The sequence below is a fragment of the Hyphomicrobium sp. GJ21 genome (assembly GCF_001006785.1).
Taxonomy (GTDB): Bacteria; Pseudomonadota; Alphaproteobacteria; order Rhizobiales; family Hyphomicrobiaceae; genus Hyphomicrobium_B.
In genome coordinates this window covers 775,545-788,117 of record NZ_CDHO01000003.1, presented here as the reverse complement: position 1 = coordinate 788,117, position 12,573 = coordinate 775,545, and the positions used below count along the sequence as shown (strand labels likewise).

At 60.8% G+C, this 12,573-nt stretch carries 13 protein-coding genes; 7 read left to right on the top strand and 6 right to left on the bottom strand.

What is annotated here, in order from left to right:
* Positions 1 to 52: 52 nt before the first annotated feature.
* Positions 53 to 1,435: a polyhydroxyalkanoate depolymerase gene (gene phaZ / locus HYPGJ_RS12065; RefSeq protein WP_052750893.1), complete on the bottom strand. Its 1,383-nt coding sequence runs from the start codon at positions 1,433 to 1,435 to the stop codon at positions 53 to 55.
* 313 nt (positions 1,436 to 1,748) lie between these two features.
* Between phaZ and HYPGJ_RS12060 the strand changes: the two genes are divergently transcribed.
* Entirely contained in the window at positions 1,749 to 3,041 is a 1,293-nt protein-coding gene (locus tag HYPGJ_RS12060; RefSeq protein WP_046847374.1) for an MFS transporter, read from the top strand.
* A gap of 26 nt (positions 3,042 to 3,067) precedes the next feature.
* On the opposite strand, the gene infA is transcribed toward HYPGJ_RS12060, so the two are convergent.
* The 3 genes from infA to HYPGJ_RS12045 form a co-directional block, all read right to left on the bottom strand.
* A complete protein-coding gene (infA, locus tag HYPGJ_RS12055) occupies positions 3,068 to 3,364 on the bottom strand; it encodes a translation initiation factor IF-1 (protein WP_013214404.1) in 297 nt (98 codons plus the stop codon).
* A gap of 113 nt (positions 3,365 to 3,477) precedes the next feature.
* The gene (locus HYPGJ_RS12050; RefSeq protein ID WP_013214405.1) at positions 3,478 to 3,684 is read right to left on the bottom strand and encodes a cold-shock protein; all 207 of its coding nucleotides are present in this window, start codon (positions 3,682 to 3,684) and stop codon (positions 3,478 to 3,480) included.
* Positions 3,685 to 3,979: 295 nt separating this feature from the next.
* Complete coding sequence (locus HYPGJ_RS12045) at positions 3,980 to 4,423, bottom strand: D-Ala-D-Ala carboxypeptidase family metallohydrolase (RefSeq protein ID WP_046847373.1); 444 nt, start codon at positions 4,421 to 4,423, stop codon at positions 3,980 to 3,982.
* Between the two features lie 402 nt (positions 4,424 to 4,825).
* Between HYPGJ_RS12045 and HYPGJ_RS12040 the strand changes: the two genes are divergently transcribed.
* The 3 genes from HYPGJ_RS12040 (at position 4,826) to HYPGJ_RS12030 (ending at position 6,037) form a co-directional block, all read left to right on the top strand.
* Positions 4,826 to 5,281: a hypothetical protein gene (locus HYPGJ_RS12040; RefSeq protein ID WP_046847372.1), complete on the top strand. Its 456-nt coding sequence runs from the start codon at positions 4,826 to 4,828 to the stop codon at positions 5,279 to 5,281.
* A gap of 133 nt (positions 5,282 to 5,414) precedes the next feature.
* On the top strand, positions 5,415 to 5,672 hold the full coding sequence (locus HYPGJ_RS12035; RefSeq protein WP_046847371.1) for a hypothetical protein: 258 nt from the start codon (positions 5,415 to 5,417) through the stop codon (positions 5,670 to 5,672).
* A gap of 92 nt (positions 5,673 to 5,764) precedes the next feature.
* On the top strand, positions 5,765 to 6,037 hold the full coding sequence (locus tag HYPGJ_RS12030; protein WP_046847370.1) for a PepSY domain-containing protein: 273 nt from the start codon (positions 5,765 to 5,767) through the stop codon (positions 6,035 to 6,037).
* 72 nt (positions 6,038 to 6,109) lie between these two features.
* Here HYPGJ_RS12030 and lepA read toward each other — a convergent pair whose 3' ends face one another.
* The gene (gene lepA, locus HYPGJ_RS12025) at positions 6,110 to 7,912 is read right to left on the bottom strand and encodes a translation elongation factor 4 (RefSeq protein WP_046847369.1); all 1,803 of its coding nucleotides are present in this window, start codon (positions 7,910 to 7,912) and stop codon (positions 6,110 to 6,112) included.
* A gap of 176 nt (positions 7,913 to 8,088) precedes the next feature.
* Here lepA and HYPGJ_RS12020 point away from each other — a divergent pair, with 176 nt between their 5' ends.
* The 3 genes from HYPGJ_RS12020 to HYPGJ_RS12010 all read left to right on the top strand — a co-directional run bounded on the left by HYPGJ_RS12020 (position 8,089) and on the right by HYPGJ_RS12010 (position 11,146).
* Positions 8,089 to 8,637: a hypothetical protein gene (locus HYPGJ_RS12020; RefSeq protein WP_046847368.1), complete on the top strand. Its 549-nt coding sequence runs from the start codon at positions 8,089 to 8,091 to the stop codon at positions 8,635 to 8,637.
* Positions 8,638 to 8,826: 189 nt separating this feature from the next.
* Positions 8,827 to 9,783: an iron exporter MbfA gene (mbfA, locus tag HYPGJ_RS12015; RefSeq protein ID WP_046847367.1), complete on the top strand. Its 957-nt coding sequence runs from the start codon at positions 8,827 to 8,829 to the stop codon at positions 9,781 to 9,783.
* 124 nt (positions 9,784 to 9,907) lie between these two features.
* A complete protein-coding gene (locus HYPGJ_RS12010) occupies positions 9,908 to 11,146 on the top strand; it encodes a lytic murein transglycosylase (protein WP_083984117.1) in 1,239 nt (412 codons plus the stop codon).
* A 66-nt stretch (positions 11,147 to 11,212) separates the two neighbouring features.
* Here HYPGJ_RS12010 and HYPGJ_RS12005 read toward each other — a convergent pair whose 3' ends face one another.
* A complete protein-coding gene (locus tag HYPGJ_RS12005; protein WP_046847366.1) occupies positions 11,213 to 12,559 on the bottom strand; it encodes an NAD(P)/FAD-dependent oxidoreductase in 1,347 nt (448 codons plus the stop codon).
* Positions 12,560 to 12,573: the final 14 nt, after the last annotated feature.

Below are 12,573 nucleotides of genomic sequence, written 5' to 3'. Positions count from 1 at the left end.
GGCGCGCTGAGTTCAGCGCGCTGGGTCGGGCGTCGGTGCCGAAGACGTCTGCTTATTTCGCGAGCGTGGTCTCGGGGGCGTGACTGCCGTTGGCGCCGTTCAGACCTGAACCCTTCTTTCGCCATTCGGGAGCAGCATCAAGCGCGTCCTGCAGAACGCGGGTCGGCCGCGACGCACGCGTCGCCTGTTCGTTCGAGCGGTGCTTGTAATTGACGTCGCGAATGAACTCGCGGATGCGCGGCTGGATTTCGGTGCGCCAGCGCGTTCCGTTGAAGACGCCATAGTGGCCGACGCCCGCTTGCACATAATGGACTTTTTCGTCGCTCGGGACGGACGTGCAGAGATCGTGCGCGGCTTCCGTTTGGCCGAGGCCGCAGATGTCGTCGCGCTCGCCTTCGATCGTCATCAGGGCGGTCTTGGTGATGGCCGAACAGTCGACGAGTTCGCCACGATGCATCAGCTTGCGGTCGGGCAGCAGATGCTCCTGGAAGACCGTCTGGACGGTCTGCAGGTAGAACTCTGCGGTCAGGTCCATGACCGAGAGGTATTCCTCATAGAAGGTCTGGTGCTGACGGACGCTGTCGCAGTCGCCCTTGACGAGGTTGTTGAACAGCTCGACGTGCGCGTTCATGTGGCGCTCGAGGTTCATCGTCATGAAGCCGGTGAGCTGCATGAAACCCGGATAGACCGGCCGCATGAAACCGGCGTGCGGAAACGGCACCGTCATGACGACGTTCTGCTCGAACCAGGTGATCGATTTCTGAGCAGCGAGTTCGTTGACCTTGGTCGGGTTGCGCCGGGTATCGATTGGGCCGCCCATCAGAATCAATGAGGCCGGCTGTATGTCTTCATGGCGCGCTGCCATGACAGCGGTTGCAACGAGCGCCGGAACTGCGGGTTGGCAGACGGCGAGAACGTGCGTGTCTTCGCCGATGAAGCGGACGAAATGGGTGAGATATTCGACGAAGTCGTCGAAATCGAAGCGTCCGGCGGCGATGGGAACGTTCCGGGCGTCGGTCCAATCGGTGATGTAGATTTCGTGCTCGGGCAGCATCGCTTCGACCGTGCCGCGCAGCAGGGTCGCGTAGTGCCCTGACATCGGCGCAATGATGAGCACCTTAGGGTCGTTGCGCTTGCCCGACTTCGTCTCGTCGCGAACAAAATGGATCAGATTGCAGAACGGAAGCGCCAGCGCGATCTCTTCGTGAACGGGAACGTCGACGCCGTTCACTGATACATTCTTGATGCCGAACTCCGGCTTGCCGTAGCGGCGCGTGATGCTTTCGAAGACTTCGCAGGCGGCAACCATGTTTTTGCCGGCTGCCGTGTAGGCCATGGGGTTCAAGGGCCAGTCGAGGGTGTTCCGGAGAGCCTGGACACCGAATCGGACGGGAGACATGAACGCGTGGGCCATTTCATAGGCATAGTAGTTCATATCGCTCCGAATCCTTTGATTTAACGCCGTTTTTCGGCAGTTATCTCCAAATCGCAGAGCAGCATGTTGTTGCTGCATTGCATAAGTATAGAACTATTGAAAATTGCGACAATCCTGAAAACGTTAGGTTCCCTAATGCTAAAGCACACCCGTGCAAGAAAGGTACAGTGTCGCAGACACACATTCATGGAGCGATTCTCCGCTGCGGTGCATCAAGGGTCGACACCTTTTTGAACGGTTGAGGCGGCGATTCAGTTCGGAGTAAACAGATTTCTGAACGGTATTCCCTGGCCGCCAGCCTTCCCGGAGATCCATGACGGACGAAACGCCCCTGCCTTCGGCGGAGCAGCCGGCTTCGTGGCTCAAACGCTTCGTCAACGTCGAGCCGGGGGAGGTCGCGGCGCTTCTCGCGTCGTTCGCGATGTTTTTCGCGCTTCTGTCCGCCTACTACATCGTGCGTCCGGTTCGAGACGAGATCGGCGTCAGCCTCGGCAAGGACGCGCTGCACCAGCTGTTCACCGTCGTCTTCTTTGTCATGGTCGCGCTGGTGCCGCTGTTTGGCTTCGTCGCGGCGCGCTTTCCGCGGCGGCTCGTGCTGCCGTCGATCTACATCTTCTTCGTGCTCAACCTGATCGGCTTCTGGCTGGCGATGAGGACGGGCGACAAGAACGTCTGGGTCGCGGGCACGTTTTTCGTTTGGGGCAGCGTCTTCAATCTCTTCGTCGTTTCGCTGTTCTGGAGCTTGATGGCCGAGCTCTGGAGCCACACTGAAGCGAAGCGCCTTTACGGGTTCATTTCAGCCGGCGGCACGGCTGGCGCGCTCGCGGGGCCGCTGCTGACTCAAGGGCTCGTCCGTTTCGTCGAACCCGTCAATCTGCTCTTGGTGTCGGCGGCGCTGCTCACTGCGGCGATGATCGCGGGGCTGGCAGTCAGACGGTTCAAGACCGGCGCCGCGGGGCCTGAGATGGACGCGACCGGCGGCGGCATCCTCGATGGCGCGATCAAGGTGTTCACGACGCCGATGTTCGCGCGCATCGCGATTTTCATCTTTCTCGCGAATGTGGTCGGAACGTTCTTCTATCTCGAGCAGGCGAGGCTCGTGGCGCTGACCATTCCGGACAGTGCGCAGCGGGTCGCGTTTTTCTCGGGCCGCGATCTCGTTGTGAGCATCGTGACGTTTCTCATCGAAGTGTTCGGTACGGCGCGCATTCTGCAGCGCTTCGGCGTGACGGTGGCGCTGCTGGCGCTCCCGGTCACGGCCACCGTCGGGACGGTGCTGTTGAGTTTCGATGCTGCGCTATGGGTGGTTGCTGCCGTGATGGTGGCGGAACGCATCGTGGCGTTCTCGCTCGCAAATCCGGCGATCAAGGTCATCTACACGCTGGCGTCGCCGGACGAAAAATACAAAGTCCAGAACTTCATCGATACGGTCGTGTTCCGTGGCGGCGACGCGGCGTCGGGATGGGTATACGCGGGCCTTGGCGGCGGTTTGGGCTTCGCCGCGGGCGCGATGGGCGCCGTCGCCATGCCCTTGGTGCTCATGTGGATCTGGATCGCGCGGCGCCTGGGCGCCGATCATCATCAGCGTGCGGAAGAAACAGCTTAGGGGCGTTCGCCCCTTGTGACGTACGTTCAGCGTCCACCGCGACGAGGCGGTCCACCAGGACGAGCGCCGCCAGAGAATTCGCCACCGCCCTGTCCAGGACGGCTGTCCTTGTGACGGAAGTTGATGCGCCCTTTGGTGAGGTCGTACGGCGTCATCTCGACGGTGACACGGTCGCCCGCGAGAATGCGGATGCGGTTCTTCTTCATACGGCCCGAGGTGTACGCGATAACCTCATGCCCGTTATCGAGCTTCACGCGGCAACGCGCGTCGGGCAGGACCTCGTCCACCACCCCCTCGAACTCGAGCATCTCTTCTTTTGCCATTCGATCTCCGAACGTCCTGTTCTAGGGTCTGATTGTCCGACTGTGGTCTGACAAGAAAAGCGGGGAGCAGACGAGCTGCTCCCCGCGCGAGTAAAGTGGTCTTCTCGAAATCGTTAGAGCGGACGAAGATTCACGGCAGCGATCTTGCCGTTACGTCCACGTTCGGTTTCGAAGTAGATCTTCTGGCCTTCGCGGAGCGACTGAAGGCCGGCGCGTTCAACCGCCGAGATGTGCACGAATACGTCGTTGCCACCTTCTTCCGGCTGAATAAATCCGTAGCCCTTCTGACCATTAAACCACTTCACAGTCCCATTCGACATTAACTGCCTCCAAAGCAAACGTGCGTCCTCCGGCGGAATGACGGAGGCCATCAAATCGCGCGATGGAGACGTCTTAAAGCAGGCGGTAGCGCTGTCGAAGAGTAAGCCAAGGCGTGTTCGATGGCGACTATATGCCTTGATCAGGCAAGAAAGGCAAGGCGGTGGAGCCTTCCAGAAGCTCTGCCGAATGGCTTAAAGGGGCTTTAAATCCGGGCTGTTTCGAGTTTTGGGACGACGCGTTTACGAATGGCTGGGCGGGGTCGGGGCGGGCGTCTTTCGCCCACCCCCCGTTAGATCAGGTCCGGCCGCTCGGGCGGTTCAAGGCGACGAAATGCGGGCCGATGTCGACGTGGATGTGGTCCATGTCGCGATACGTCATGACCCCACCGTTGTGGTGGTTGGAAATGAGCCAGCTGACAACCTGTCCCTTTTTCCCGGGAACGCGGAAGTCGATGGCTTGACCCGAAGCATGGCGCGACGGGTGACCGGTGCCGGCAATTTTGGCGCCGGGGCGGCAGGTCGATACGATCTCGACGTTGCCGAAGCGCGCGCGGATGCGGTTGAGGAGGGCTCGTGCCTCCCACGTCAGACAGGTGACCGACGACCCCGAAGCGGCGGCGAGGTGGCGGCTGGTCATCGCGCGGTTCTTCAGTTTGGCATCGAACTGCGCAGCATTGACGGTCGCCGGTACGGCAGTCGCAAGCACAACAGAAAGCAGAGCAAAAGATCCCTTACTCATGGGAAGTCCTTGTGTTGGTGGTGATGTCTGAATGTCCAATCGACGCCAGGCCACGCCTCTCTGAGGGGTGGAAACCGCGACCGCATCTCGCGCGGTGGGCATCTCTGGATGTTTGGAAAAGGAAGCCGCGAGCGCCAGCTGCCTTGGTGCCGAGTCCGGGCCTCAGCGTGTCAGGCTGGCCCCCCGTGACGAACGCGTTACGGATGAACCGGTACGCGGCGGAAGCTGAAAACGCGAAGCAGTGGGCGAGAATAAGGCAGCTGGTTAAGATGCCGCATGAGCGTGGTCGTGCGCCAACAGGAGTGGCTTGAAATCTATAATAGGTCCCTGGGCCGTGGCATATTTGGTCGCAGCAGGGTAGCAAGGTCCGTGACGGACGGGGACAGAAGAAGGGGAACGGACATGAATGCCTTGAAGAGTATTATCGTCGGCTTCATCGCAGGGGCGATCGCAGCCGTGACGGTGCAAGAGTTCATCAGCTGGCTTTTTGTGCACTACTGGACGGGATGGAACGTCGAGCCCTGGAGCATGGAGCCGACGCGCAGCCTGATCGCTCCGGATATCGAGGTGCCGTGGCTGGTCGGAACGGCCGTGACGGGCGGGCTCTGGGGCGCGTTGTTCGGGCTGATCCTCGGCTGGCGGCCTGAAGGCATGATGACGATCCGCGGTGCGATCCTCGGGCTGTTCGGGCCCGGCCTCATCAGCGCGTTCACCGTCGTGCCGTACCTCTCACATCAGACGTCGCCGCTTATTGAGGGCAACGTCGAACTCATCGTGCCGATCCTTTGCATTTCGGCGGGGTTCGGGGCCGTGGCAGCGTGGCTTTATGGCTTGTTCAGCTTCGGCCGCCTGCCCTGATCCTTCAGCAGCGATTGCGCAGGAAGACCGCAGGGCCCTGGTGGAGACGCCGGGGCCTTCATATTTGAAGGGCGAGGCATCGCGGTGCTCAGCCGGGAAACATGGCTCATGACGATCTTGGAGGATTGCGTAAATGCGGATGCTGATACCGGCAGTGCTCATCCTCGTCGCGACGTCGTTCGCAGCGTCTGCCGCGCCGCGAGGCAAGGACAGCCATAGGCAGAAGTACGGGCAGTTGCCGCACGCGACGCGAGACTGCACGCCGATCAACGGCTTTTATGGCTACTACGGCAATCCGTGGTGCGACACGGGCTCGTACCGGCCGGCCGATATCGAATTTCGCGAACGTCAGCGCGCCATGCGGCGGCAGGGCTGGTATGGCGGCCGGTGATGCCTAGATCCACTCTCGCCTGCGGCTGGTTCTGAACGAAATCAGGTCCTCGGGCGTTGCCGGTTGTCACACTTGCAAGGAGAGTTTCAATCATGATCCGTAGCATCACCGCTTCCGCGATTTTTGCATCCATGGCGTTGTTTGCCGGCGCGGCATTCGCCGATGGCCGTCCGCCGACGGCTGAGGAAACGACCGCTGTCACGGCTGCACTGACCAAGGCCGGTTTTTCGAAATGGGGCAAAGTCGAGTTCGAAGACGGAAAGTGGGAAGTCGACGATGCCATCGGCGCCGACGGTAAAAAGTACGATGTCGACTTGAGCGCTACCGACATGTCGGTGATCAAGCAAAAAATCGACAACGACTGAGCTCGATCCCAGCTTAAAATCGAAACGGCGATCCCGAGGATCGCCGTTTTTGCTTGTGCGGATTTCCGCCGGTCAGTTGTCGTCCATCTTCAGGGCGTTGATGAACGCCTCCTGCGGAATTTCGACCTTGCCGAATTCGCGCATCTTCTTCTTGCCGGCCTTCTGCTTGTCGAGCAGCTTGCGCTTTCGCGTGATGTCGCCGCCGTAGCACTTCGCAAGCACGTCCTTGCGCAGGGCCTTGATCGTCTCACGGGCGATGACCTTGGCGCCGATCGCGGCCTGAATCGGAATCTGGAACAGATGCGGCGGGATCAGCTCTTTGAGCTTTTCGCACATCGAGCGACCGCGGCTTTCGGCGCGTGAACGATGCACGACGATCGAGAGTGCATCGACAGGCTCGCTGTTGACGAGGATCGACAGCTTGACGAGGTCGCCTTCCTCGTAATCCTTGATGTGATAGTCGAATGACGCATAGCCGCGCGAGACGCTTTTCAGCCGGTCGTAGAAGTCGAACACGACTTCGTTCAGCGGCAGCTCGTAAATCACCATGGCGCGCGAACCGGCGTAGGTGAGCTGCTTCTGACGCCCGCGCCGATCCTGGCAGAGCTTCAGAACGGCGCCGAGATAATCATCGGGCACGAGAATCGTGGCTTCGATCCAGGGTTCCTCGATGTGATCGATCCTGACGACCTCCGGCATGTCGGCCGGGTTGTGCATCTCGATCATCGAGCCGTCGTTCATGTGCAGATGGTAGATGACGCTCGGCGCGGTGGTGATGAGATCGAGGTTGAACTCGCGCTCCAGACGCTCGGTGATGATTTCGAGGTGGAGCAGTCCGAGGAAGCCGCAACGGAAACCGAAACCGAGAGCGGCCGAGCTTTCCGTTTCGAATGAGAAGCTCGCATCGTTGAGGCGGAGCTTGCCCATCGCTTCGCGCAAGTCTTCGAAGTCGGCGGCGTCAACGGGGAACAGGCCGCAGAAGACGACGGGCTGCGCCGGCTTGAAACCCGGCAAAGGTTCGGCGGTCGGATTTTTCTCGTCCGTCACGGTGTCGCCGACGCGGGTGTCGGCAACTTCCTTGATCGCGGCGGTGAAGAAACCGACCTCGCCCGGCCCGAGCTTCTCGAGCATTTCCTGCTTCGGACGGAAGATGCCGACGCGTTCGATTTGATAGTCGGCGCCGCTCGACATCAGCTTGACGCGCTGGCCCTTCTTCAACGTGCCGTCGATGACGCGCACGAGGACGATGACGCCGAGGTAGGCATCGTACCAGCTGTCGATCAGCATGGCTTTGAGCGGCTTCGTGCCATCGCCTTTCGGCGGCGGCAGACGTTCGACGATGGCTTCGAGAACGGCTTCGACGTTGAGGCCCGTCTTCGCGGAAACGCCGATCGCGTCGGATGCATCAATGCCGATCACGTCCTCGATCTGCTGCTTGACGCGGTCGGCATCCGCTGCCGGCAAATCGATCTTGTTCAGAACGGGCAGGATTTCGAGATTGTTGTCGAGCGCCTGATAGACGTTCGCGAGCGTCTGCGCTTCGACGCCCTGGCTCGCATCGACGACGAGGATCGCGCCTTCGCAGGCTGCGAGCGAGCGCGAGACCTCATAGGCAAAGTCGACATGGCCTGGCGTGTCCATCAGATTGAGCTGATAGATCTCGCCGTCCTTCGCCTTGTAATCCAGCCGGACGGTCTGGGCCTTGATCGTGATGCCACGCTCGCGCTCGATATCCATCGAGTCGAGGATCTGGGCCTTCATTTCCCGGTTCGTCACATTGCCGCAAAGCTGAATCAAGCGGTCCGACAATGTCGACTTGCCGTGATCAATGTGGGCAATGATAGAGAAATTTCGTATACGTGAGATATCGGTCATGGGCGGGGCTCATAGCACCCGGAACCTGATGGCAAAAGGGCCGTTAAGCTGTTGAGGCTATTTAGCTGGCGGCTGCTTCGCCGCATGGACCTATAAGATAACTGGCGACTTGGTTGTCAGTGTGCGAAAAAGCTGGGGAAAGCCCGCAAGAGACGTGCGAAATCCGGAGAGACGATATGGCGAACTCACCTTTCGATGCCAATCCCGCTTTCACCAAGCTTGGCGAGGATACACGTAAGGCCGTTGCGCAGGCGTTTGATGCAATGTCGAACTGGCGCTCTGAGCTGGCGGAACTTGGCGAGAAGAACAGCAACGCCGTTTTCGATAAAATGGCGGAAGCGGCGAAGTCGCTGGGCTGGCCGACGGATTTCGTCGAACTCAGCCGCAAACAGATGCAAAACGCCTCGAAACTGCAGCTTCAGGCCGTCGATCAGGTCATGGATGTGTGGGAGAAGCAGGTGAAGTCGATCGGTTCGACCAGCCAGCTGCCGAACTTCCCCAATTTCCCCGGTTTTGGAAATGCCACCGGTCAGTCGGGTTTTCCGGGCGGCGTCTTCCCGGGCATGCCAGACTTCAGTTCGGGCGCAGCCAATCCGATCCAGTTTTGGATGCAGGCCGCAGAGATGTGGCAGAAGGGCTGGCAGCAGGCGATGTCGACCTGGGTCGACGCTCAGCAGAACACCTTCGGCAAGTCGGGCGGCAGTGGAAAGTCCAGCTCGCGTTAACCTCGCGCGATCCAAAGCGGTTACGTGATTCATTCGCCGGCCCTCGCAAGATGGTCGGCGTTTTCGCGTTTGCGAGGCCGGGGTGCGACCGCGCCGCGCGTCAGCAATGCTTGCCGTATCTATAGCTCCACCATATATTAGAACTATTCTAAGTTATTCAGCCTTTGGCTGCGCCTGGAATTCTGCCCGATGCGAAAATTCGCCGATCTCGATGCGCGTGAAATTCTGGCTCTCGCCATTTCGCTGGAGGAGGAGCACGGCCGCATCTACGCCGACTATGCGGCCGGGCTTGGAGAAGACTATCCGGCGTCGGCGAAGATTTTCACGGAGATGGGGCAGGAGGAGAACGATCACAGGCGCTGGCTGATCGATCTCTTCCGGCGGAAGTTCGGCGATCATATTCCGCTGATCCGGCGTCAGGACGTCTCGGGTTTCGTGCGCCACGATCCGATCTGGTTGGTGCGGCCGCTCGGCATCGAGAAAGTGCGGCGGCAAGCGGAAGAGATTGAACTCGAAACGCGCAACTTCTATCGCGCGGCCATTGCGCAAATTACGGACGCCGAAGTGCGCAAGCTGATCGGCGATCTCATCGTTGCGGAAGACCGGCATCTTGGCCTTGCGAAGCGCATCTCAGAAGTGGAGCTGACGTCCTCGGCGAAGTCGGTCGAGGAGCAGGCGGCACGTCGCACGTTCGTGCTCCAGTATGTGCAACCTGGCTTAACGGGTCTGATCGACGGCTCGGTCTCGACGCTGGCGCCGATCTTCGCGGCGGCGTTCGCCACGCATAACACCTGGCAGACGTTTCTCGTCGGCATCGCTGCCTCGATCGGCGCGGGTATCTCGATGGCGTTCGCGGAAGCGCTGGCGGATGACGGCAACATTTCAGGTCGCGGCAGTCCGTGGGTGCGCGGCGGAGTCACGGGGCTGATGACGGCGCTGGGCGGGCTTGGTCACACGCTGCCGTATCTCATCCCGAATTTCTGGACCGCGACGTCGGTCGCGATCGTCGTCGTGTTCATCGAACTTTGGATTATCGCGTTTGTCCGTGCGCGGTTCATGGACACGAAATTCTTCAGAGCGGCGCTGGAAGTCGTGGTCGGAGGCCTGCTCGTTTTCGCGGTCGGAATCCTGATCGGCAGCGCCTAGCGCGCCGATTGCTTGGGCTCGATGCGTGTCAAGCAGATGTTAGCCTCATTCAGGCCATAGTGTCTTGACCCATTCCGGTCTGCCGACACAGTGACGGCGACACACAACCCTCCGAAGGCTTTCCATGCGCGCAGGTTTTTTGATCCTTTCGATCGCAACGATGGCGTTTGCGTCAATGTCCGGCGCGGCGTTCGCGGAAGCCACGCCACCGCCTCCGGCCAATAAACGCAACTGTCAGAACACGGTGCCGTTTCAGCGCTGGCTTGCCGATTTCAAACGGGAAGCGATCGCAGAAGGCATTCATGCGGCAACGATCGATGAGGCGATCGGCGGCATGACGCCCGACATGAGCGTCGTCGCGCGCGACCGCAAGCAAGGATTCTTCTCGCAGACGTTCATCGATTTCTATTTCAAGCTCGCGACCAACGGCCGCGAGAAAATGGGCAAGTCCTATCTCCAGCGTTACAAGTCGATCTTCGATCGCGCGGAACAGCAGTATGGCGTGCCGGGCGCGGTCATCACCGGTTTCTGGGCGCTCGAGAGCGACTTCGGCGGCGGCATGGGAAATCTGTCCGTCATGCGTTCGCTGGTGACGCTCGCCTGGGATTGCCGGCGCGGCGACTTCTTCCGCAACGAACTGAAGGCCGCGCTGAAGATCATCGAGCGTGGCGATCTCACGGCGGACCAGATGATCGGGTCGTGGGCGGGCGAACTTGGGCAGACGCAGTTCCTGCCGCAGCACTACTACAACTACGGCGTCGACTATGACGGCGACGGTCGCGTCGATCTGATCCGCGATATCCCGGACATCATCGGATCCTCGGCGAACTTTATCGCGTCGATGGGCTGGAAGCGCGGCGAGCCGTGGCTGGAACAGGTTCGGGTCACGAAAGAGCTGCCGTGGGAAAAGGCCGATCTCACCGTTTTGTTGCCGCGATCGCAGTGGGTCGCGTGGGGTGTCGAAGGCGTCGGCCACAAGTTGCCGTCGGATGATCTCCAGGCGTCGTTGCTGTTGCCGATGGGGCGGAGCGGCCCGGCTTTCCTCGCGTACAATAATTTCCGTGTCTACACGCAGTGGAACCAGTCGCTGACCTACGCGACGACGGCGGCGCATCTGGCGGCGCGCATGGCGGGTGCTCCGAATCTCAGCCGCGCGAGCGGAAATGTTCCGTCGCTCGGCTATGAGCAGACGAAAGAGCTACAGGCGCTTCTGAAGCGGCGCGGCTTCGATGTCGGCGAAGTCGACGGCAAGCTCGGCGCGGGAACGCGCAAGGCGGTCAAGGAAATGCAGATCAAGCTGGGCTTCCCGGCTGACAGCTATCCGACGTCGGAACTGCTGACAGCGCTGCGCGGGCGGAGCTGATCGTTTCGCTTGGCATTGCCGGCTCGCTTTCGTCGAGCCGGCCGACAATGCCGAAGACAATGTCGCCTAGTGCAGCTTGACCTGCGGTTCGGTGCGCCGAGTCAGGAGGCGAGCCAGCGAGTCGAGCGCGACCTTGATCGGGCCATGCAGCGCGACCTCGTGCATCTTGTAGAGCGAGCGATACATAATTTTCGCAAACCAGCCCTCGATGCGTAACGACTTGCCGGAGACGAAGCCCATCAGGTTGCCGACCGTCGAATATTTGCCAAGCGACACGAGCGATCCGAAATCGCGATACTTGAACGGCGCGAGCTTCGTCTCGCCATGCATGCGGCGCTGGATCTGGCGGACGAGGTGGCTCGATTGCTGGTGTGCGGCCTGAGCACGCGGCGGGATCGGCGCGGTCTCGCCATCCGGCACGAGGTAAGCTGCGTCGCCAATGACGAAGATGTTATCGTCTTTGGTCGTTTGCAGGCTCGGGCGCACGATAAGCGTGTTGCTGCGGCTGACTTCCAAGCCGTCGAGTTTCGACAGAACTTCCGGTCCCTTGACGCCCGCGGCCCAGACGACAAGCTCGGAAGGAATGAAGTCGCCGTTGGCGAGAGTGACGCCTTGATCGGAGACGTTCGTCACCGGGCTTCCGGTGCGCACGTCGACGCCGATGCTCTTTAAGATATTCGTGGTCGCCGTCGAAAGTCTTTCAGGCAGTGCCGGCAGAATGCGCGGAGCGGCTTCGATCAGCGTGATCTTGAAGTCGTTTTCGGGGTCGATCTTGTCGAGGCCAAAGTCGACGAGGCCGCGCGCTGCATGGTGCAGCTCGGCGGAAAGCTCGGAGCCCGTCGCGCCGGCGCCGATGATCGCGACGTGGAGCTGGCCCGGCCGCACGGGGCCCTGCTGCGCGTAGGCGCGGACGCAGGCGTTCAACAGGCGGCGATTGAAACGCCGCGCCTGTTCGGGCGTGTCGAGCGTGATCGCGTGTTCCTTCACGCCGGGCGTGCCGAAATCGTTCGAGATGCTGCCGACCGCGATGACGAGGGTATCGTAGGGGAACCAGCGATCCGGCGTAATCTCGCGGCCGTCTTCGTCGTGAGTTGCGGCAAGGTGCACGCGCTTGTTGGCGCGATCGAGACCGATCATTTCGCCGTAGCGGTAACGGAAGCCGTGCCAGTGCCCCTGCGCCTGATACGCCAGCTCGTGGCGGCCGGTGTCCATGCTGCCGGCAGCGATCTCGTGCAGCAGCGGCTTCCAGATATGCGTGCGCGATTTGTCGACCAGCGTAATTTCGGCTTTGCCCTTTTTGCCGAGCTTGTTGCCGAGCTGGGTTGCGAGTTCCAAGCCGCCCGCGCCGCCACCGATGATGACGATCTTATGCAGCCCAGTCGTCGCATCGGAAGCGGGTGCAGTCGTCGTCATGGTCACCTCCAGCG